At 70.4% G+C, this 20,404-nt stretch carries 22 protein-coding genes; 12 read left to right on the top strand and 10 right to left on the bottom strand.

The features are described 5' to 3' along the window. The first annotated feature begins 67 nt into the window (after positions 1-67). Complete coding sequence (locus ACWF7A_RS14300) at positions 68-2,944, top strand: helix-turn-helix transcriptional regulator (protein WP_452250886.1); 2,877 nt, start codon at positions 68-70, stop codon at positions 2,942-2,944. A 5-nt stretch (positions 2,945-2,949) separates the two neighbouring features. On the opposite strand, the gene ACWF7A_RS14295 is transcribed toward ACWF7A_RS14300, so the two are convergent. The 3 genes from ACWF7A_RS14295 to ACWF7A_RS14285 all read right to left on the bottom strand — a co-directional run bounded on the left by ACWF7A_RS14295 (position 2,950) and on the right by ACWF7A_RS14285 (position 4,716). Further along, positions 2,950-3,159: a CDGSH iron-sulfur domain-containing protein gene (locus ACWF7A_RS14295; protein WP_452250885.1), complete on the bottom strand. Its 210-nt coding sequence runs from the start codon at positions 3,157-3,159 to the stop codon at positions 2,950-2,952. After that, positions 3,119-3,796, bottom strand: a complete 678-nt coding sequence (locus ACWF7A_RS14290; protein WP_452250884.1) for a HemK2/MTQ2 family protein methyltransferase — start codon at positions 3,794-3,796, stop codon at positions 3,119-3,121. The genes ACWF7A_RS14295 and ACWF7A_RS14290 overlap by 41 nt, the downstream gene beginning before the upstream one ends. Before the next feature lie 125 nt (positions 3,797-3,921). After that, a complete protein-coding gene (locus tag ACWF7A_RS14285; protein ID WP_452250883.1) occupies positions 3,922-4,716 on the bottom strand; it encodes an SDR family NAD(P)-dependent oxidoreductase in 795 nt (264 codons plus the stop codon). A gap of 139 nt (positions 4,717-4,855) precedes the next feature. Here ACWF7A_RS14285 and ACWF7A_RS14280 point away from each other — a divergent pair, with 139 nt between their 5' ends. Genes ACWF7A_RS14280 through ACWF7A_RS14270 form a run of 3 tightly spaced genes read left to right on the top strand, consistent with a single transcriptional unit; the run spans position 4,856 to position 7,883 of the window. Further along, a complete protein-coding gene (locus tag ACWF7A_RS14280) occupies positions 4,856-5,845 on the top strand; it encodes an efflux RND transporter periplasmic adaptor subunit (protein ID WP_452250882.1) in 990 nt (329 codons plus the stop codon). Further along, a complete protein-coding gene (locus ACWF7A_RS14275) occupies positions 5,845-6,555 on the top strand; it encodes an ABC transporter ATP-binding protein (protein WP_452250881.1) in 711 nt (236 codons plus the stop codon). The genes ACWF7A_RS14280 and ACWF7A_RS14275 overlap by 1 nt, the downstream gene beginning before the upstream one ends. After that, complete coding sequence (locus ACWF7A_RS14270; RefSeq protein WP_452250880.1) at positions 6,555-7,883, top strand: ABC transporter permease; 1,329 nt, start codon at positions 6,555-6,557, stop codon at positions 7,881-7,883. The genes ACWF7A_RS14275 and ACWF7A_RS14270 overlap by 1 nt, the downstream gene beginning before the upstream one ends. Positions 7,884-8,000: 117 nt before the next feature. Here ACWF7A_RS14270 and ACWF7A_RS14265 read toward each other — a convergent pair whose 3' ends face one another. The 3 genes from ACWF7A_RS14265 to ACWF7A_RS14255 are packed head-to-tail and all read right to left on the bottom strand — an operon-like array spanning position 8,001 to position 10,109. Next, complete coding sequence (locus ACWF7A_RS14265; RefSeq protein ID WP_452250879.1) at positions 8,001-8,456, bottom strand: hypothetical protein; 456 nt, start codon at positions 8,454-8,456, stop codon at positions 8,001-8,003. 51 nt (positions 8,457-8,507) lie between these two features. Further along, positions 8,508-9,293 (bottom strand): aldo/keto reductase, encoded by a 786-nt coding sequence (locus tag ACWF7A_RS14260; RefSeq protein WP_452251150.1) that lies wholly within the window; start codon positions 9,291-9,293, stop codon positions 8,508-8,510. Positions 9,294-9,344: 51 nt separating this feature from the next. Further along, positions 9,345-10,109 carry an SDR family NAD(P)-dependent oxidoreductase gene (locus ACWF7A_RS14255; protein WP_452250878.1) on the bottom strand — a complete coding sequence of 255 codons (765 nt, stop codon included), beginning with the start codon at positions 10,107-10,109 and terminating at the stop codon, positions 9,345-9,347. A gap of 83 nt (positions 10,110-10,192) precedes the next feature. Between ACWF7A_RS14255 and ACWF7A_RS14250 the strand changes: the two genes are divergently transcribed. Genes ACWF7A_RS14250 through ACWF7A_RS14230 form a run of 5 tightly spaced genes read left to right on the top strand, consistent with a single transcriptional unit; the run spans position 10,193 to position 13,604 of the window. After that, positions 10,193-10,630 carry a MarR family winged helix-turn-helix transcriptional regulator gene (locus tag ACWF7A_RS14250; RefSeq protein WP_452250877.1) on the top strand — a complete coding sequence of 146 codons (438 nt, stop codon included), beginning with the start codon at positions 10,193-10,195 and terminating at the stop codon, positions 10,628-10,630. Positions 10,631-10,651: 21 nt separating this feature from the next. Then, a complete protein-coding gene (locus ACWF7A_RS14245; RefSeq protein WP_452250876.1) occupies positions 10,652-11,743 on the top strand; it encodes an acyl-CoA dehydrogenase family protein in 1,092 nt (363 codons plus the stop codon). Continuing rightward, positions 11,743-12,345, top strand: a complete 603-nt coding sequence (locus tag ACWF7A_RS14240; protein WP_452250875.1) for a nitroreductase family protein — start codon at positions 11,743-11,745, stop codon at positions 12,343-12,345. The genes ACWF7A_RS14245 and ACWF7A_RS14240 overlap by 1 nt, the downstream gene beginning before the upstream one ends. A gap of 9 nt (positions 12,346-12,354) precedes the next feature. Next, positions 12,355-13,152: a thymidylate synthase gene (locus ACWF7A_RS14235; protein WP_452250874.1), complete on the top strand. Its 798-nt coding sequence runs from the start codon at positions 12,355-12,357 to the stop codon at positions 13,150-13,152. Continuing rightward, positions 13,149-13,604 (top strand): dihydrofolate reductase, encoded by a 456-nt coding sequence (locus ACWF7A_RS14230; protein ID WP_452250873.1) that lies wholly within the window; start codon positions 13,149-13,151, stop codon positions 13,602-13,604. The genes ACWF7A_RS14235 and ACWF7A_RS14230 overlap by 4 nt, the downstream gene beginning before the upstream one ends. Here ACWF7A_RS14230 and ACWF7A_RS14225 read toward each other — a convergent pair. Genes ACWF7A_RS14225 through ACWF7A_RS14215 form a run of 3 tightly spaced genes read right to left on the bottom strand, consistent with a single transcriptional unit; the run spans position 13,601 to position 15,369 of the window. Then, complete coding sequence (locus ACWF7A_RS14225) at positions 13,601-14,140, bottom strand: YciI family protein (RefSeq protein ID WP_452250872.1); 540 nt, start codon at positions 14,138-14,140, stop codon at positions 13,601-13,603. The genes ACWF7A_RS14230 and ACWF7A_RS14225 overlap by 4 nt on opposite strands. Beyond that, the gene (locus ACWF7A_RS14220; RefSeq protein WP_452250871.1) at positions 14,113-14,472 is read right to left on the bottom strand and encodes an MmcQ/YjbR family DNA-binding protein; all 360 of its coding nucleotides are present in this window, start codon (positions 14,470-14,472) and stop codon (positions 14,113-14,115) included. The genes ACWF7A_RS14225 and ACWF7A_RS14220 overlap by 28 nt, the downstream gene beginning before the upstream one ends. 9 nt (positions 14,473-14,481) lie before the next feature. Beyond that, positions 14,482-15,369, bottom strand: a complete 888-nt coding sequence (locus ACWF7A_RS14215; RefSeq protein WP_452250870.1) for a proteasome assembly chaperone family protein — start codon at positions 15,367-15,369, stop codon at positions 14,482-14,484. Positions 15,370-15,516: 147 nt separating this feature from the next. Between ACWF7A_RS14215 and ACWF7A_RS14210 the strand changes: the two genes are divergently transcribed. The 3 genes from ACWF7A_RS14210 to ACWF7A_RS14200 all read left to right on the top strand — a co-directional run bounded on the left by ACWF7A_RS14210 (position 15,517) and on the right by ACWF7A_RS14200 (position 18,360). Further along, positions 15,517-16,110 carry a DUF4230 domain-containing protein gene (locus ACWF7A_RS14210; RefSeq protein WP_452250869.1) on the top strand — a complete coding sequence of 198 codons (594 nt, stop codon included), beginning with the start codon at positions 15,517-15,519 and terminating at the stop codon, positions 16,108-16,110. Positions 16,111-16,180: 70 nt separating this feature from the next. After that, complete coding sequence (locus tag ACWF7A_RS14205) at positions 16,181-17,785, top strand: serine/threonine-protein kinase (RefSeq protein ID WP_452250868.1); 1,605 nt, start codon at positions 16,181-16,183, stop codon at positions 17,783-17,785. A gap of 83 nt (positions 17,786-17,868) precedes the next feature. Next, on the top strand, positions 17,869-18,360 hold the full coding sequence (locus ACWF7A_RS14200) for a hypothetical protein (RefSeq protein ID WP_452250867.1): 492 nt from the start codon (positions 17,869-17,871) through the stop codon (positions 18,358-18,360). 4 nt (positions 18,361-18,364) lie between these two features. Here ACWF7A_RS14200 and ACWF7A_RS14195 read toward each other — a convergent pair whose 3' ends face one another. After that, complete coding sequence (locus ACWF7A_RS14195) at positions 18,365-20,377, bottom strand: DUF3488 and transglutaminase-like domain-containing protein (RefSeq protein ID WP_452250866.1); 2,013 nt, start codon at positions 20,375-20,377, stop codon at positions 18,365-18,367. Positions 20,378-20,404 lie beyond the last annotated feature (27 nt).

The raw sequence follows: 20,404 nt of genomic DNA, 5'->3' as shown, positions 1-20,404 counted from the left end.
AACTTTCACCCCGAATACGTCTGGGCGGTCGATATGGAGACCGCGCCGGTACCGTTAGGGTCCAGACATGCAGACCCGAGCGCCCCACGTGGTCGGCCGTGATCGTGAGGTCACGGCCATCACGGGGGCACTCGCCCACTCGCGGGAGTCCCGTGGCGGCACCGTCTTCCTCACCGGGGAGGCGGGGATCGGCAAGTCGCGGCTCGCCCGGTACGCGGCCGGCCAGGCGTACGACGAGGGCATGCGGGTGCTCAAAGGACGCGGCACGACCATCGGCCCGATGGTGCCGTTCCGCCCCATCGCGGAGGCCCTGCTGGGCTTGTTCCGCGGCGACCCGCCGGACGACTCCGCGCTCGGGCCGTACAAACCGGTGCTGGGCACGCTGATCCCGGAATGGCACGACCACAGGTCCACGAAGGAATCGGTCGTCGTGCTGGCCGAGGCGGTGCTGAGGCTGCTCGCGTCCGTCGCGCGCAAGACACCGTGCCTGCTGGTGCTGGAGGACCTGCACGAGGCGGACGCGGAAACGCTTGCGGTCGTGGAGTACCTGGCGGACAACCTGGAGGACCAGCCCGTCCTGCTGCTGGCCACGATCCGCACCGAGCCCGGCCACGCCCTGGAGCTGGTGCACCGGATGGTGCAGCGCGGTTCCGGCGCGCTGGTGGAGCTGCACCGGCTCTCGCAGGTCGAGGTCGGCCAGATGACGGCCGCCTGCCTGGAAAGCCCGCTGATTCCGCCGGAGCTCGTCGATCGCTTGTGGACGGACAGCGCCGGGAACCCTTTCGTCATCGAGGAACTGCTGCACGGCATGGTGAGCGGCGGCCTGCTCGTCGCCGGGGCGCACGGCTGGCAGGTGCTGGGCGAGCTCAAGCTCCCGGTCCCGGCGGCGTTCGTGCGCAGCGTCGCGCACCGCACGGACAGGCTGGGGCCGCAGGGGCGTGAGGTGCTGTCCATCGCGGCGGTGCTGGGCCACCGGTTCCCGCTCTCCGTGGTGCAGAAGGTGACCGGGATAGACGACCGCCGGCTGCTCAGCCACCTGCACGCCGGGGTCGCCGCGCAGCTCGTGACGCCGGACGAGCCCGCGCCCGACTGGTACGCGTTCCGGCATCCGCTCACCGCGGACGCGCTGCTGGCCCAGCTGACCCCGGCCGAACGCGCGGACCTGTCGTCCCGCACCGCCGACGCCGTCGAGGACCTGCATCCCGGCCTGCCCGGTGACTGGTGCCCGCTCGTCGCGAAGCTGCGGCTCGACGCGGGATCCCCGACGCAGGCGGGACTCCTGTTCGCCGAGGCCGGGAAGCGGGCGCTGGCGGGAGGAGCGGCGGAGTCGGCCGTCACGCTGCTCGACCGCGCGCAGGGCCTGCTCAGGGGCGAGAACGAGGTCCGGGCCGAAGTGCTCGACACGTTGCTGCCGGCGCTGGCCGAGACCGGCGACTTCGAACGCGCCTTCGCCCTGGAGATGAACGACCTGCACGGCCTGGACGGCTCGGTGCGCGCGAAGCTCCACACGCGACTGTCCCGCGTCGCCTACCTCGCGGGCTGGTTCACCGAAGGCGTGGAACAGGTGAGCATCGCGCGGACGCTGCTCGGCCAGGACGCGCCGGACGACCTGGCCGCGCAGCTCGACGTCAACTCCGCCTACCTCACGCTGAACATCCCGAGCACCGACCGGATCGCGTCGGCAGCGGGCCTCGCGAGGCAGGCCGCGCTGGCGGCGGACCGGGCGCAGCTGCCGATGGTGGCGTGCGAGGCCTGGCAGCTGCTCGGGATCATCGCGCGGGAACAGGACATCGACGAGGCAAACGCTTGCTTCAGCAAGGCGCTCGCGCTCGCGGACGAACACCAGCTGCCGATCCAGCACGTCTACGCGCTGGTCCGGCTGGCGGGCAACGACTGGCTGGAGCACGGCAGCACCGCGTCCCTCGACCGCACGCACGCCGAGGCGTGGCGGACGGGCGCGATCACGGTGGCGCACAACGTGGACGCGATCCTGGCGCTGCAGTCGGTGCTGACGGGTGACTACGTCGTGGCCGCCGAGGAGATCGAACGGTGCCTGCGCATCACGACGCGCCTGCGGTTCCACGCCCTGACGCGCTACCTGCTGATGACGAAGGCGGTGCTGGCCGGGCACCGGGGCAACCGCGCCGAGACCGAGGACGCCGTCAGCGAGTTCGAGGCGGTCGCGAAGAGCGGGGCGCAGGAGTACCCGCTGTGCGTCGGGCTGGCGCGCGCGTTCTGCGCGTTGCTGGAGGAGAACCACGCGCTGGCGATGGCGGAGCTCGACCGGGCGCTCGCGCTGGAGTCGCAGAACCCCACGACGTTCCACCTCTCCGGCACGCACGGCATGCGTGTGCTGCTCGGTGTGCTCGACGGCCGGTTCGGCTGGCCCGAGTACCACGCGCTGACCTCCGCGTCCGCCTGCGGGATGCGCTGGAACCGGCAGTTCACCGAGCTGGCGCACGCCGTGCTGCTCGGCCGCGACGGTCTCGCGGACGAGGCCCGCCAGGCGTTCCAGCGCAGCCAGGAGGCCGCGGAGCTGTACCCGCTGGCCCGTCACCTCGGCCGGCGGCTCGTCGCCGCGGAGGCGGCGGAGTGGGGCGACCCGGTGTCTTGGCTGCGGTCGGCCGAGGAGTACTTCCACCAGGCCACGATCCCGGCGGTGGCGTCGGCGTGCCGGGGTCTGCTGCGCCAGGCCGGGGCGCCGGTGCAGCAACGGCGCAGCGGCACGGACCAGGTGCCCCGGCAGTTGCGCGGGCACGGCGTGACGGTGCGCGAGTTCGAGGTCTTCGTGCTGCTGGCTGACCGAATGGGCAACAAAGCGATCGGCACCCGGTTGCACATCTCCCCGCGCACGGTGGAAAAGCACGTCGCGTCGCTCATCGCGAAAACCGGCCAGCCGGACCGCGAGGCGCTTTCCACCTATGCGGCCGCATTGGGCCGCTGACTCCGCTATTCCGGCGGCGCGTCGGTCCGGACGCGTTTGCGATGACTGGTGTCGCAGAAAGGGAAACGCTTGCTGCGGCGGCAGGCGCACACGGCGACCACGAACCTGTCGCTCGTGTGCGTCACCCCGTCCTCGGTGACCAGTTCGACCGGTCCCTCGACGAGCACCGGGCCGTTAGGCACCACCGTCACCCTGCGCGCGTTCTGGCCGGTCACCTCGGATCACCACCAGTTCCTCGTCCCGCTGCCCGGCCTCGATCAGGCCGTGCTGTTCCAGGAAGCCGATCCGGCCGCGCATCACCGGGCCGAACGGCACCCGGCGGCGCAGCACGACGGACGCTTTCAGCCCGCGGTCGCGCAGCTGCCGCAGGGTGGTGTCCACACCGCACAGTGCGGAGTGGACCATCAGCAGCACCCCTCCCGGCGTGAGCAGGTCGAACATCCTGGCGCACAACGGGTCGAGCAGCTGACGGCCGTCGATCCCCGCGTCCCACGCCCTCGCGGGCCCGGTCGCGGCGCAGGGATCCGCCGCGGGAACGTACGGCGGGTTGGACAGGACGAGGTCGAACCGCTCGTCCGCCACCACGTCCAGCGCGTTGCCGAGCCGGACGCGCACCGGCATCCGACGCAGTGCCGCGTTGACGCGCGCGGTCCACACCGCACGCAGGGAGACGTCCACACCGGTCACCTCAGCGGCACCGGCCCGGATCGCCGCGATGGCGAGTGCCCCGGTGCCGGTGCCGATGTCGAGCACGCGGGCTTCCGCCGGAACGGTAGCCGCGTGCAGGGCCTCGACGAGGAGGGCCGTGTCGTCTTGTGGCGCGTACACGCCTGGTGCTCTGAGCAGCCTCACCCTCGCTGGCTCCCCCGCCGGAAGACCTTGAAACACGGTGTTTTCCCGCGTTTCGAACGGGTACACGAGGAAGTGCTGAGCATCGCGTTCCGCCTGCCGGCCCAGGCCTGGTGCGGCCGTGCGGGTCACTCGTCCGCGGAACCGGGCTCCGTCATGGTCCGCATCATCCGCGCCTTCACGGTGTCGGGCGCGACCTTGCCGGCGATGGCCTGGACCTTGTTCTTCACCGAGCCCGCGACCACGTGGTCGTCGCCGTTCATCAACGCCTCGAAACCCTGCCGTGCCACCTGTGCCGGGTCGTCCTTCTCCCCGGTGGCGACCTTGGTGTCCTGCATGCCGGCCCGGTCGAAGAACTCCGTGTCGGTCGGGCCCGGCATCAACGTGGTGACGCTGACACCGGTGTCGCGCAGTTCTTCCCTCAGCCCCTGCCCGAACGAGGCGAGGAACGCCTTGGAGGCCGCGTAGACCGAGTGGAACGGGCCGGGCGCGGTGGCGGCGACGGACGACGTGAAGAGCACCCTGCCCTGCTTGCGTTCCACCATGTCGCCGATCAGGCGGTGCGAGAGGTGCACGGCCGAGCGCACGTTCAGGTCCACGATCTCCAGGTTGTCGTCGACCGACGTGTCCCGCACGAAGTCGCCGCCGACGCCGACGCCCGCGTTCACGGCGAGCACGTCGACCGGGCGGCCCATCGAGCGGATGCGCGCGACGAGGGCCTCCACCTCGTCGTAGCCGCGCAGGTCGGCGCGCACCGGTTCCACCCGCACGCCACCGCTGCGCAGCCTCAGTTGTGCGGCCGCTTCGTCGATCCTCTCGTCCTCGGCCACGACGACGACGTCGAAGGCGTTGTCCGCGAGGACTTTCGCGAGTTCGTAACCTATTCCACTGGACGCGCCGGTTACCACGGCAAGCGCATTCACAGGTGTGCTCCTTCCGGTCAACGCCCGGATACCCATGACCACCAGGTCGATGCCACATCGGCCGAAAGACCGATGCAACCTCCACGGCCCATCAGGTGTCCTTATCGGTAGGTTGGTCGAAACGACATGGGGGACATTCGTGCGCAAAATCGTTCTCGCGCCGCTGTGCGCGCTGGTCACGGTGACCGTGGCGGCGTGCAGTCCGTCAGGTCCGGACCAGACCAATCCGGAGCTGGCACCACGCGGCACACCGATGACCAAGGTCAAGCCCACCAGGCAGAACCTGAACACCAAGATCAGCATCGCCGGCAAGGTCGACCTCAACCCGACGTTCGGGCTCGTCTCGCCCGTCGACGGCGAGGTGCGGTACTTCGACGTCCCGGCACCGAACGGCACGCCGACGAAGCCCATCCGGGTCGCGACGGTGTGGAAGGGCCAGACCCCGAACTACGTGGAGGCCCCGGCGGGGTCCACGTTCAGCGGCCGGCTCGTCGACGACAAGGCGACCGTGAAGGCGGGCATGCCGATCGCGTCGGCCAAGCACGCCGGGTACGCGATCGTGGGCGACATCGACGGCCAGCAGGCGTACAAGATCAGCGGCGCGCTCACCGACGTCGTGGTGCAGATCAAGAACGGGCCCGGCCCGTTCCCGTGCGCCGTGCTCGGCACGATCGCTGCGCTGCCGCAGGGCACCGTCCCGGAGAAGCCGCCGGTCACGCCGGACTCCAAGGACGAGAAGAAGGACCAGCCGCAGCAGCAACCCCAGCAGCAGCAACAGCCCCAGCAGCCGAGCGCGTCGACGGGCCTGCGCATCGTGTGCACCGCGCCCGCGGACGTGCAGATGATCAACGGTGCCACCGCGTCGATCGAGGTCACCACGGGCAAGTCGGACCAGGCGCTGGTCGTCCCGGTCGAGGCCGTGGCCGGTCAGCAGGGCAAGGGCAAGGTCGACGTCATCTCGCCCGACGGCTCGCGCCGCACCACCGAGGTGGTGCTGGGCCTGACCGACGGCAAGGTCATCGAGGTCAAGTCCGGTCTCACCGGCGACGAGGAGCTGGCCGTGCCGGGCCCGAACCTGCCGGAGGGTCAGCAGCAGGGCGGCGACCAGAGCAAGCCGACGGGTCCGTGATGACGCAGTCCTTCGAACACCCCACGGTCAAGGTGCAGGCACCACTGCTGCAGCTCAACGGCATCACGAAAGTCCTGAAGGGCCAAGGAGAACCGCGCACCATCCTGTCCGGAGTGGACTTCACCGTCCACGCGGGACAGAGCGTCGCGATCCTCGGGCGGTCCGGCTCGGGCAAGTCGACGCTGCTGTCGCTGATCGGTCTCTTCGACCGCGCCGACGAGGGCAGCTACCACCTGCACGGCGACGACATCACGAAGCTCCCCGAGCGCAGGGCCGCGGCGCTGCGCAGCGCGGAGTTCGGGTTCGTGTTCCAGCGCTTCTTCCTGCTCAAGCACCTCACCGCGGCGCAGAACGTGGCCATGGCGCTGGTGAACGGCCAGGGCTGGTCGGGACCGCGCAAGCGCAAGCAGCAGGTGATGGACGCACTGGAGCAGGTCGGCATCGCGCATCTCGCGAAGTCCAAGCCCACCAGGCTCTCCGGTGGTGAGCAGCAGCGCGTCGCGATCGCCCGCGCCCTGGTGCGGCAGCCGCGGATCATCCTCGCCGACGAGCCCACGGGCGCGCTCGACACGGAGACCGGCAACCTCGTCGTCGAGGTGCTGCTCAACACGACCAGGCAGGGCTGCGGCCTCGTCCTGGTCACCCACGACCACGACCACGCACGCAAGATGGGCCGCGTGATGGAGCTGCGCGACGGGCGGTTCAACTGATGCTTTCCGGCAAGTTCCGGTCCGCCCTGGTCATCGGCGGACAGGGCATCCGCGCCCGAAAACTGCGCACGTTCCTCTCGATGGTCTCGCTGTTCCTCGGCGTCCTCGCCGTCGTGGCCGTGCAGGCGGGGTCCGAGATCGCCGAACGGGCGATGCTCACCGACGTCGAGCTGCAGTCCGGCAAGGACGGCACGGTCCGGGGGTACGTCCCCGGTGAGAAGGGCGCCCCGGCCATCGTCGAGTCGACGTTCAAGGGCCGCACCGACGCCGTCGCGATGATCAGCTCGAACGCGATCATCGGCGAGCCGGGCGTGCGCCCGATCAACGAGGGCGGCATGCCGTTCGAGTACGCGGGCCAGGGCCGCGGCTACTACGGCCCGACGATGATCTGCGACTCCAACGGCACCTGCCAGGAGCAGAAGCAGCCGGAGAAGAAGCCGGACGGCCAGGCCATCGAGGTCAGCATGGTCGCGCTGACCGGCGACATCCGCCCGTTCAAGCCGTTCCGCCCGGTCTCCGGCAGCTGGCTCGAGTTCGCCAGCGCGCCGTCGCTCGCGCCGCGGATCGTGCTGAACGAGGAGGCCGCCAAGGGCCTGCGGCAGTACCGGATCCCGGGCGAGATGACGATCGAGGGCGCCACGCACCACGTGACGCCGCAGATCATCGGCGTGGTGCAGGACGGTGACATGCAGCCGCGCGTCTACATGCGGCTCGACGAGCTGCGCACGTGGATGCCCTCGGCCACGGAGACCGCCAACCCCAACCAGTTCCGCGGTGGCGGCACCAGCCTCGAGCTGTTCCTGCAGCCCGGCACGGACGACCTGCAGCAGCTGCTCAAGGCGAAGCTCGTCGGCGCGGGCCTGCCGCAGGAGCAGATGCAGTTCCAGACGGTGAAGTCCAAGGAGCGCATGGAGTCCGAGCTCCGGATCATGCGGCTGATCTTCCTCGGCATGGCGTTCATGGTGCTGCTGATCGGTGTCGCGGGCATCCTGAACGTCGGCCTCGCCACGGTCGGCGAACGCGTCGAGGAGTTCGCGCTGCGCCGCGCGGTGGGCATGTCGCGCATGCTGCTCGCGGGCATCGTGCTCGCCGAGACACTGCTGACCGGCCTGCTGACCGCCGCGCTGGCGATCGGCGCGGGCGCCGCCGGGTTGCAGGTGGCGCTGATGATGTTCGGCAGCCGGTTCCCGTCACTGGTGGGCACGACGTTCCCCTGGGAGGCGGGGGTGGCCGGCGTGATCGCGGGCCTCGTCGCCGGTGTGCTGGGTGGCCTGATCCCGGCGATCCGGGCGGCGCAGATCCCCATCGCCACAGTCATGCGAGCCTGAGTGCCGTGGCCGCCGAACCCCTCGCAGGTCTTCGGCGGCCACAGCGCTTTCCGGCTCGTCGCCGACGAAGCCCCGGACCGCGATCAAGCGGGCCGGGGCTTCGTGTATCCCGGGGATCTAGGTCTGCTTGCGGCGCGCGATCTCGTCGGCGAGCCGCTGCACACGGGCGGGGTCCGCGTCCCGGGCCAGGGCGACGTAGTGGTCCATGACGGCCGGCCGGTAGCGCACGGGCAACGTCTGTCCCGGGACGAGCCGGGTGAGCTCGGTGATCGTGAGGTCTTCGTCCGCGATGCCGCGGAACGAGAGGCCGTCGGCGGTCTCCACGTCGAACATCAGGACCACGCGTGGGTTGCGGTTGACCTCGCGCCAGCCGACGAGAACGCCGAGCGCGAGCGCTCCGGCACGCAGTTCCGCGTTGCGCTTCCGCGCATCACCGCTCAGGAGCGGGTTCGGGGCGACGCCCGGGAAGGCGGGCCCGACGCCGAGCGACTCCCTGCTCAGATCTGGCCTGAGCTGGTCCATCAGGCCGCCCAGATCGTTGAGACCGTTGCGCTTCTTCTTCCAACCGAACATCCCGCCCCCTCACCGTGATCGTACGTCGCGGTGAGGGGCGGATGTTCGGAACTAGTTGAGCTCGTCCGGGTTCGGGCCGATGCGCCCGCCGCGGTCGAGCGCCGACAGCGCCTCCACCTCGGCGTCCGGCAGCTCGAAGTCGAACACGTCGATGTTCTCCTGGATCCGCGACGGCGTCACGGACTTCGGGATCACGACGTTGCCGATCTGCAGGTGCCAGCGCAGCACGACCTGCGCCGCCGACTTCCCGTGCGCCAGCGCGATCTTCTGCACGACCGGGTCGGTGAGCAGGTCGCCGCCCTGGCCGAGCGGCGACCAGGCCTCGGTCTGGATGCCGTGCTCCGCGTTGAACGCGCGCACGTCGGCCTGCTGGAAGTACGGGTGCAGCTCGATCTGGTTCACGGCCGGGACGACGCCGGTCTCGTCGATCAGGCGCTGGAGGTGCGCGGGCTGGAAGTTGGAGACGCCGATCGCGCGGATCCGGCCCTCCTTCTGCAGCTCGACGAAGGCCTTCCAGGTGTCGACGTAGTTGTCGCGGGCTGGGGTCGGCCAGTGGATCAGGTACAGGTCGAGCACGTCGAGGCCGAGCTTGCCCATCGACGCGTCGAACGTGCGCTTCGTCGCGTCGTAGCCGTGGTCGTCGTTCCACAGCTTGGTGGTGACGAAGACGTCCTCGCGGGCCACGCCGGACTGCGCGATGGCCGCGCCGGTGCCGGCCTCGTTGCCGTAGGCGGCGGCGGTGTCGATGCTGCGGTAGCCCGCCTTCAGCGCCTCCGCGACGGCGGGGGTGGCCTCCGCGTCCGGCACCTGCCAGACGCCGAAACCGAGCTGGGGCATGACAACGCCGTTGTTGAGCTTCACGGTGTTCAAGAGAATTCCTTACGGTCGTTACGGAATCAGCGTCGGTGCGGTGCCGCCGTCGACGCGCAACGCGGCTCCGGTCGTCGCGGACGACAGGTCCGACGCGACGTAGGTGATGAGGTTCGCGACCTCGTGGGGGCGGATCAGGCGGCCCAGCAGCAACGTGGGGCGCTCGGTGCGGACGAACTCGGCCTCGCCGCCCTCGCCGACGCGATCGCGGATGAACTCCTCGACGCCGGGCGTGAGCGTCGGGCCGGGCAGCACCGAGTTCACGGTGACGCCGGTGCCCTTCACGGACTGGGCCATGCCGCGCGCGATGGCGAGCTGCGCGGTCTTCGTCATGCCGTAATGGACCATCTCGGTCGGCGTGAAGACGGACGACTCGCTGCTCACGAAGATCACCCGGCCCCAGCCGCGCTCGACCATGCGGGGCGTGTAGTGGCGGGCGAGCCGGACGCCGGACATGACGTTGGTGTCGAAGTACCGCTGCCACTCGTCGTCGTCGATCTCGAAGACCGGCTTCGCGCCGTAGATGCCCAGGTTGTTGACCAGCACGTCCACGTCCGGCACCTGCCCGACGAGGTCGGCCGCGCCCTCGGCGGTCGCGAGGTCCGCCGCGACGCCGCGCACGTCACCGTTCGCGCTGAGCTTGCCGACGGCCTCGGCCACGCGCTGCTCGTCGCGGCCGGTGATGACGACCGCGGCACCCGCCTTGAGCAGGCCCTCCGCCGTGGCGTACCCGATGCCGGCGGTGGAGCCCGTCACAAGTGCCGTGCGTCCCGACAGATCCATGTCTCTCCCCGGTAGACTTGTTGAAGACGATTACAAGCGTACGCAATAGTTGCACACGCTGTCTATTCGAGGAGGGTTGACCTATGTCACTGGACGACGACGCCGTCCAGGCGCGCGCACAGGGCTGGCGCACGCTCGCGGCGTTGCACGCGCGCATCGAGGACCGTCTCGAAAGAGCGCTGCAGAAGGCGCACGCCCTCTCCGTGAGCGAGTACACCGTTCTGGACGTCCTCAACCGCCAGGACGGGTTCCACCTTCGGATGAACCAGCTCTCCAACGCCGTGGTGCTCAGCCAGTCGGCCACGACACGCCTGGTCACGCGGCTCGAGGACCGGGGGCTGCTCGCGCGCTACCTCTGCCCGACCGACCGGCGCGGCATCTACACCGAGGTCACCGAGAAGGGCCACGAGCTGCTGGCTCTCGCCCGCCCCACGCACGACGAGGTGCTCTCCGAGTCCCTGGAGGAGGCTTCCGGCGCCCCAGAGCTCAAGCCACTCGTTGAGGCGCTCGCCAAGCTGTAACTGTTCGAGCAAGATCGCGGCATGGATCTCCACGCCCTGGTCCGCGCCGAGGCGCCGGCGGCCGAACAGCAGCGCACCCTGACCGGACCGGTCCTGGCCGCGCTCGTCGACCACGGCGTGCACCGCCTGATCGCCCCGAAGCGCTACGGCGGCGCCGAGCTCGGGCTGCCCGAGTGGAGCCGGGAGGTCCAGGAGCTCTCGCGGGCCGACGCCTCGACCGGCTGGACCGCGATGACGACCACGATCTCGTCGTCCCTGGCCTGGTACCTGCCGACGGACGCCGCCGACGAGGTCTTCGGCGACCCTCGCGCGTTGATCGCGGGCACCGCCGCGCCGTTGGGCAAGGCCGTGGAGACCGGCGACGGTTGGCGCGTGACCGGCCGTTGGGGCTGGGGCAGCGCGGTCGAGTACTCGTCGTGGGTCATCGGTGGCACCTTCACGCCCGTAGGCCCGCGTCTGGCCGTGTACCCGCGTGCGGACGTGACGGTCCACGACACGTGGCACGCCGCCGGACTGCGCGCCACCGGTTCACACGAGTTCTCCGTGACGGACGCCTTCCTGCCGCCGAACCGTGCCATCTGGCCGATCGGCATCACGCCCGGCATCGAGGGCCCGATCACGGTGTTCCCCTACTTCAGCTTCCTGGCCGTCGGTGTCGCGTCCGTGTGCCTGGGTGTGGCCCGCCGCGCGGTCGACGAAATCACCGCGCTCGCCACCGAGAAGACCCCTCAGTACGCGACGACCCGCCTCGCCGAGCAGACGGGCCTGCAGATCGAGCTCGCGCTGATGGAGGCACGGCTGTCCGCGGCGACGGCGTTCCTGCGCGAAACGCTCGGCGCGGCCTGGGACCACGCGCTGAACGGCGACCCCACCCCGGACCCGGCGAAGGCACGGCTGCGGCTCGCCTGCTCGTTCGCCGCGGGTGAGGCGACGGACGTGGCGCAGAAGGCGTTCGCGGCGGGCGGCGGCAGCTCGGTCTTCGAGTCCTCCGCCCTGCAACGCTGCCTGCGCGACGTGCACGTGGCCGCGCAGCACACGGTGGTGTCGCGACGCATGCTGGAGACCTACTCGATGCTCGAACTGGGCCTCAGCCCGGACATGACGAGGTTCTGATGGACGCCCTCGAAGCGATCATGACCACGCGGGCGATCCGCCGCTTCACCGGCGAGCCCGTCGCCGAGGACGACGTCTGGACGTGCCTGCGTGCCGCCCAGCAGGGACCGTCCGGCGGCAACGTCCAGCCCACCCGCTACCTCGTCGTCACGGACGCCGACGTGCGCACCGAGGTGGGCAGGCTGTACCGCAGCGCGTTCACCAGGTACACCGAGGTGGCGCCGGAACGCACCGACGCCGCCGGCCTGCGGATCGGCCGGTCCGCGAACCACCTGGCGGACACACTCGCGTCCGTGCCGGTCATCGTGTTCTTCCTCATGCCCCGGCTGCCGTCGCTGGTGGACGGCATCGACATCGGGCCGGTGCACGCGTCGGTGTACCCGGCCGTGCAGAACTTCTGCCTCGCGGCCCGCGCGCTGGGGCTCGGCACCACGCTGACCACGGTGATCAGGGTGCACCAGGCGGAGGTGCTGGAGCTGCTGGGCGTGCCGCCGAAGTGGGAGATCGCCGCGATGGTCCCGCTCGGGCACCCCGCGGAGAAGTTCTCGGTGGCGCAGCGGCGGGACGTGTCGAAGGTGACCTCGTTCAACCGCTGGAGCTAGGGTGCGGGCATGCCCGACACGCAGTACGAAGACCTGCTCCGCCACGTCCTGAAGGAGGGCGTGCGCAAGGAGGACCGCACCGGCACCGGCACGCGGTCGATCTTCGGCCACCAGCTGCGCTACCCGCTCGCCGCGGGCTTCCCGCTGATCACGACCAAGCGCGTGCACTTCAAGTCGATCGCGTACGAGCTGCTGTGGTTCCTGCGCGGCGACAGCAACGTGAAGTGGTTGCAGGAGCACGGCGTGTCCATCTGGGACGAGTGGGCCTCGCCCGAGGGCGAGCTCGGCCCCGTCTACGGCGTGCAGTGGCGGTCGTGGCCCACCCCGGACGGCGGGCACGTCGACCAGATCGCCGAGGTCCTGAAGACGCTGAAGACCAACCCGGACTCGCGTCGCATCATCGTCTCCGCCTGGAACGTCGGCGAGATCTCGAACATGGCGCTCCCGCCGTGCCACGCCTTCTTCCAGTTCTACGTCGCCGACGGCAAGCTGTCGTGCCAGCTCTACCAGCGCAGCGCGGACCTGTTCCTCGGCGTGCCGTTCAACATCGCGTCCTACGCGCTGCTGACGCACATGATCGCCGCGCAGACGGGCCTCGGCGTCGGCGACTTCATCTGGACCGGCGGCGACTGCCACATCTACGACAACCACGTCGAGCAGGTCGAGCTGCAGCTCAGCCGTGAGGCGCGCGAGTTCCCGGAGCTGAAGATCGCCCCGGCCCCCACGTTGTTCGACTACAAGTACGAGGACTTCACGATCGAGGGCTACGACCCGCATCCCGGCATCAAGGCTCCGGTGGCGGTGTGATCGGGCTGATCTGGGCGCAGTCCGCGAACGGCGTGATCGGCCGGGACAACGCCATCCCGTGGCACGTCCCCGAGGACATGAAGCACTTCCGGGAGCTGACCGCGGGCGCGGCCGTCCTGATGGGCCGCCGCACCTGGGAGTCGCTGCCGCCGCGTTTCCGCCCGCTGCCCGGCCGCCGCAACCTGGTGCTGTCGCGCACTCCCCAGGAGGGCGCGGAGACCTTCGACAGCCTGGAGAAGGCGCTGGCGGACGTCACCGGTGACCTGTGGGTGATGGGCGGGTCCGCCGTGTACGCGGCGGCGCTGCCGTTCGCCGACCGCGTCGAGGTGACGGAGATCCGCGAGTCGTTCGAGGGCGACACCTACGCGCCCGCCGTGGACCGCGAGCCGGTCAGCGTCGGTGAGTGGCTGGAGTCGAGCAGCGGCCTGCACTACCGGTTCGTGCGCTACTAACGGCGGCCGCCGGGCTCCCACTCGTACACCTCGACGGCGTCGTAGCGGTCGGCGGTCAGCACCGCGGCCGGATCGTCCGACCTGACCAGTGCGGCCGTGCCGAGCCAGGCCGTGCCGTCGTCCGACAGCAACGTCCCGTACGCGACCAGCCCCTCGGGCCGCCGCGGAACGAGGTCGGCGGGCTCACCCGAGCCCAACCCGAGCACCAGGTGGCCGCCGCCCCCGGGAAAGTCCCACATGGTCCGGCCCAGCACGTTGTGCCACCTGCGCACCAGCACGTCGCGGTAGCCGCCGGCCTGGTAGACGGGTTCGTCGAACGCGAACGCACGGGCCGCGGCCGCGTCCGGAGCCTCGACGACGTGCACGCTGCCGGTGAGCACGCCGTCCGAGAACGTCGGGCCGCGGGCGATGAGCTCGAAGCCGTCCATGTAGGACCAGTGCGCTTCGAGCAGCTTCTCGCGCAACGGCAACGAACCGGGCCTGTCCCGGTGGTGGCAGAAGAACTCCGTCACCGGCGGCGCGCCCGTGCGTGCCACGCCTCGACGATCAGCTCTTCCAGCTCCCCCACCTCGATGTGCTCCAGCCGCACCAGGATCGCCGGATACCCGTTGAAGTGCGGCGTCGTGAAGTAGACCGAGTGGTCCGAGGCCAGCAGCGCCTCCTTGGCGCCCAGGTCCGGCACCCGTGCGGCGAGGATCGGACCGGACGGTGCCGCGGCCCCCAGCGCCGTCAAGTCGGTCTTGCGCAGCGGCCGTTCCCAGACGAAGAGCTTGTCCTTGACCCGCCAGTCGACGACGCCCTCCCGCACCCGCTCCGTGACGTCGGGCATGGCAGTGGCGATCCTGTGCACGTCGTCCCAGGTGGCCATCACTTGCTCCTACAGGTGGTCCGGCGGACGCTGCTGCTCGGCCAGGAACCTCTCGAACTCGGCGCCCAGTTCGTCCGCGCTGGGGATGTCGGTGTTCCCGACAGTCTGGATGAACGCGTCGTACTGCCGCTCGAGCGCCTCCACGACCTGGGCGACCTCGTCCGACTCCGCCACCTGGCGGTGGATCTCGGCGTCCGCGGCCTGGGCGGCGTCGGCCAGGCCGCCGATGGGCAACGCGAGGCCGGTGGCGCGGGCCAGGGCGTCGAGCAGGGTCACGGCGGCGGTCGGGTACTGCGACTGCGCCAGGTAGTGCGGCACCTGGGCGGCGAAGCCCATCGCGTCGTGGCCCGCCTGGCCGAGGCGGAACTCCAGCAGCCCCGACACGTTGCCCGGCACCTGCACGCGGTTGAAGAACGGCTGGTACTCGCTCACGAGCTCAGGGCGCGTGGCGTGGCCGATGACGTTCAACGGCCGTGTGTGCGGCACGCCCATCGGGATGCCGTGGAAGCCCACGGTCAGACGGACGCCCCAGCGGTCGATCAGCGACCGCACGGCCTGGATGAACGCCTCCCAGCCGCGGTCCGGCTCCGGGCCCGTGAGCAGCAGGAACGGGTGGCCCGCGCTGTCCCAGAGCAGGTGCACGACCAGTTCGGGGGCGGCGTAGTCCTCCCAGTGGTCGGTCGCGTAGGTCATCAGCGGGCGGCGCGAGCGGTAGTCGATCAGGCCGTCGACGTCGAAACGCGCGACGATCCGGCTCTCCAGCGTCTCCAGCAGGTGTTCGGAGAGCAGGCGTCCCGCGGCGCCGGCGTCCATGAAGCCCTCGAAGTGGTGCAGCAGCACCGCACCTGTCAGGTCCGGCACCTCCGAGTCCACCTCGTACAGGTTCTCCGGGTCCACCGCACGCCTCCTGATCAATCGCTCTCGTCTCGTCCAAAGCCAACCATGTGGACACGGAACTGATTCCGCACGGGTCGATTAGCCCATACGGACCGTGTGCGCGCATCACCTCACGGGTACTCCCACGCGGTGGACAGGCGCTGGGTGATGCGTGGAACTCTGGTCGCGGCCGTCGTCATTCTCCTCGGTGCGGCGGTGTACGTCTTCGGCCAATTCAGGCCCTTCGGTGACGAATCCATCGACCGCAGCCAGCCCGCGATGCTCAAGTCGGTGCGGGACCTGAGCCAGTACCACGCGGCGGCGGGCGAGTTCCAGGTCGTGCTGGACATCGAGAACGACGTGAAGTGGGTGCCCGCGGCGCTGGCGGGCGAACGCACGCTGTTCGTCGCGGCCGGGTCGGTCAACGCGTTCGTGGACCTCGGGACGTTGAAGGACGACGGGCTCGTCGTGTCCGCGGACGGAAAGAGCGTCGAACTGCGCGTGCCGAAGGCACAGCTGGACAAGCCGAACCTGCACCACGACCGTTCGTACGTCTTCAGCCAGGAACGCGGCCTGATCAACGACCTGCAGGCGCTCGCGGGACCTCCCGACCAGCAGAAGTTCTACGTCGCCGCCGAGGCCAAGCTCGCGGAGGCGGCCAAGCAGTCGGAACTGCTGCGGCGGGCCGAGGACAACACGCGCGTGATGCTCACCGGAATGCTGCAGTCACTGGGGTTCCAGGTGAACGTGGTCACCGACTGATTCGAACCTTTCAGACCGATCCTTCCGAACGTTCAGCGGTGACCACAGCACTCCGGGATAGGATCCGTTGGTGGAAGACGATCTGATGGCCTGGGCTCCCGCGCAGGGCGCTGCGCAGGCGCCCGGGATCGCGTTGCCGGGCTTCAGCGCCTTCCGCGTGATCGCGCAGGGCGGCGAGGGCACGATCTACCGCGCCCGCCAGGACGGTCTCGGCCGCGACGTCGCCGTCAAGGTGCTGCAGGTGACGGACCCGGCGACGGTGGCGCGCTTCCGCCGTGAGCTGGCGATCACCGTGGAGCTCGGCCGCCAGCACCCGCACATCGTCACGGTGCTCGACACGGGCACGTTGCCGGACGGCCGCCCGTGCATCGTCATGGAGTTCTACGAACGCGGTTCGCTGCACGACCGTCTGCGCGCCATGGGCCCGTTGCCCGTGCCGGACGTCATCGCGGCAGGGATCGCGGTGGCGGACGCGCTGGCGTTCGCGCACGGCCAGGGCATCCTGCACCGGGACGTGAAGCCGCAGAACGTCCTGGTGCTCCCGACTTCGTACGTGCTGGCCGATTTCGGCATCGCGCGCGGCGCTGACGCGGGCCATTCCGCGTCACTGCAGATGGTCAGCTACCGGCACGCGGCCCCGCAGATGCTGGAGGGCGCCACGCCGTCGTTCGCGGACGACATCTGGTCGCTCGGCTCGACGCTGTTCACGTTGCTGGAGGGCAAACCGCCGTTCGCGTCGGACAACCCGGACGAGGACACGCTGCTGTCCTACGTCGGGCGGGTGAGCAGCGGAGAACCGCGTCCGCTGACCCGGTTCGACGTACCGGCGTGGCTGGTCGCGGTGATCGACCGCTGCCTGCGCAAGGACAGGGCGGACCGCTTCGGTTCGGCGCTGGAGCTGCGGGACGCGCTGATGTCGGCGAACTCGGGCACCGCGCTGTCCACTGTGGATCCGGACGCGACGGCGATGCTGGGCGAACGTCCCGACTTCTACCCGGAGGGCCCGACCGAGGCTCCCGGTTTCGGGCCGCGCGGGTTCACGCCGGAACCGGAACCAGAACCGGAACCCGAGGCCGAGCGCGACGATTCGTGGCGAGGGCAGCTCGAGGACCTGACGTACCGGCAGCGCGACTTCGTCCCGCCGCCTCCCCCGCGTCCCGTTCCGGTCGCGGTGCTCCCCAGCGTGGACCTGCCGCCCGTCGAGCCGATGACGGCGCCGGTCCCGAAGAGCAGACGCGGTGGAGTTCTCGCGTTGCTGGCAGTGATCGCGGTGACGGGCGGCATCGCCGCGGGCATCGTCCTCAACCGCGGCGGCGACGGCCAGCAGGCCCAACCACCGGTGACGACGACAACACCGCCCGTGCCGACGTCGGACTCGGCCGACGCGGGCCCGTCGCCGAACACCGACCCGAAGTTCGTCCCGGTGCTCAAGCGCGCGGAGTACAAGGGCAGGTCGATCGAGCTGGAGTGGACCGATCCGAGTGACGGCCAGGCGCAGTTCGTGGTGGTCGACGTGACCGGCGCCAAGCCGAACGCGCTCACGACCGTGACGGGTGGCGGCACGTCGTACGTCGTCGAGGACGGTGGCGGCGACCGGCGTTGTTTCCAGATCGCGGCGCTCGGCCTCAACGGCGAACGCGGCAGCTCCGCAAAGGTCTGTGCCAACAAGAACTGAACGTTGCGGGCCCGATGTTGTTGCGGGCGCACGAACTGGCGTACGGTCCCCCGGTGCAAAGCGCTCGTTATGCCGGCCCACCGATGTTCGCTCGTGGACGAAAGCGCCGAACACTCGTGGTGTGGGCGGCCGTTCCGCTCGTCGTCGGCATCGGGATCGGTGTGCTGATCGGCGGCAGCCTCGGGTCCCAGGCCCCTCAGAACACCGGTGGCACACCCGCGACGTCCCCTGTGCCCGATCAGCTCGAATACACGGACATGCCCTGCGACCCCGGCTCGTCCGTCCTCGTGCTGCACTCGCTGGAGGGCGCGATGCCCGAGACGGAAGTCCGGGTGCTCGTCGACTACGAGACGCTGTGGGTGAAGTACCGCGAGAGCGTGAACCCCGCGCTGCGCGGCCAAAGCGCGTTCCTGAGCAGACGCGACGACGTCTGCCCGGTCATCGTCCCGGAGGACCCGCGGTTCACGCAGTTCATCTGGATCGGCCCGTTCCCGTCGGACACGGCTCCGAAGCTGTGCGAGGCGCTGCTCAAGGTCACCGGGAAGAACTGCATCCCCGCACAGGTGGTGCGCTGATCCGTCAGCGCCGGAACAACGGCCGCGGGTCGATCGCCCAGAGCACCCGGCGCCACCAGGAAGCCTTGCGCCGCACCGCTTTCCTCACCTGACGGGCCAGACGCCAGCTGTTCTCGTGCTGCTCCGGCTGCGGCGCGAACGCGGCCTGGTCGACCATGACCGCCAGCTTCGCGCCCGCGTCACCCCACTCGCGGGCGACGTCCGGCACCGTCCGGCTCGGCTTTGGTCTGAGCCCCGCGAGTTGTAGTGCGTCGAGCACCTCGTTCCACGCCCCGACCGGTCCCGCGGCCCGAAGCCGGAGACGACGCGACGTGCGTGCCACGAACAGGGCGACCAGGAGCAGCACGGGCGTGAAGACCCAGAACGGGAAGCTCTTCTGGCTCGCGGGCGCGGCCGTGTTCTCGCCCCGCACCGCAGTCGGCTGCACCAGCGGTGGCACCGACGGCAACGAGGTCGGCGTCGGCTTCGCGGTGGTCGACGCGAGCCGGTTCAGCACCTCGCGCTTCGAGGCCGCGCTGGGCCCGCTTCCGTTGCCGGACACGGGATCGAACGCGACCCAGCCCCACCCGCTGAAGTACACCTCTGGCCACGCGGTGGCGTCCGCGGCGCGCACGATCCGTTCGCCGTTCTCCTCGGGCACCGGCTGGAACCCGACCACCACCCGCGTCGGCAACCCGACCGAGCGCGCGAGCACGGCGTACGCCGACGCGAACTGCTCCGCCGTCCCGGCCCCGGCGCCGGACTCCCCCGCCGCCCCGAACAGGAACGTCTCCAGGCGCGCGTAGGACGACCCGACCGGCGCCTCGGCGTCCGGCCGGCGGTTGAGCCGCACGACCTGTTCCAGCGCAACGGCCTTCTCGTACGGCGTGCGCGCGTTCTGCGTCGCCTGCCGCGCGTAGTCGGCCAGCGTGAACGGCAACCGCGGCAACGCCGTGTACTTCGTGACGTTCGCGGGAACCTGCGCCTCGGCCAGATCGGCGTCGGCCGGAGTCTCGACGACACCTCGGACCGTGTAGCTCAGCCCGGTCTCGAGCCCGTCGGCCACCACGAGAGACCCGGTGTCCGGATCCACCATGGCGTTGCTCAACGACACCGCCTGCGGCTTGCCCACACCGGGCAACCACTCGCCCTGCAACCCGGTGATCAGCAGATCGGCGCTGGCGTCCTGGAACTTCCCGCCGGTGGGCAGGTCGGGCGCGTCGACGACACCGAGCGGCCCGTACGTGGAGGCCGCCTCCCACGACGCCCCCGTGTACCGGCTGAGCGTCACCAGCCGCACCGGCACCTCGGGCCCGCGCATGCGGAACAGCTCCGCCTCCCCCTGCGCCGCCCACGCCGCGAGCTGCGGCAGGGGGTTGGAGATGGCGATGTTCGTGATGGGCGGCGTGACGAGCTTGCGAGGCTCGAACCCGTTGGTGGGCAAGACGAACGTGAGCAACGTGAGCGTGGCCAGCGCCGTGGCCAGCACCGCGGGCGGCAGCACGGGCCCGCGCCGGTCGATGATCAGCCACCCCAACGCCAGCAACACCACCACGGCCAGCGCCACCAGCCCGTACCGGTCCGCGCGGCCCGTGGTGAGCAGCGCGGCCGACACGTACAGCGTGGCCGAACCGAGTGCCGGCACGAAAAGTGCCGTGCCGCGCTTCGTCACCGACAGCACCATGCCCGTGGAGATGCCGATGATGAGCAGCAACCCGGGCACGAGGAGTTCGGGCGTGGCGGGGGCGGGGCGGGCCGCGGTGAGCAGTCTGGGGACGGTGTCCAGGAGGACCCAGGTGGGGTCGCGGTCCGGGGAGGCGCCTCGGGCCAGGAAGAACCCGCCCGCCATGGCCGCCACCATGATCGCGAGGGCGGCGAGGCCTGCCGGGACGATCCGTTTCAGCAGCAGGGCCGCGAAGCCGGTGAGCGCGGCCAGTCCGAAGTAGAGGGTGGCGCCGTCCCAGGCCTGGGAGAGCTGGAGGGCGCCGATCAGGAGGAGGGCTGCCACCCAGGCGAACTTCAGGAGGGAGCCGGTCACGGGGCCACCGCCTCGCAGGCTCGTGTC

Source organism: Lentzea sp. NPDC055074, assembly GCF_053608005.1.
The sequence above is the reverse complement of the archived record's forward strand: the minus strand, read 5'-3'. Positions and strand labels throughout refer to the sequence as shown.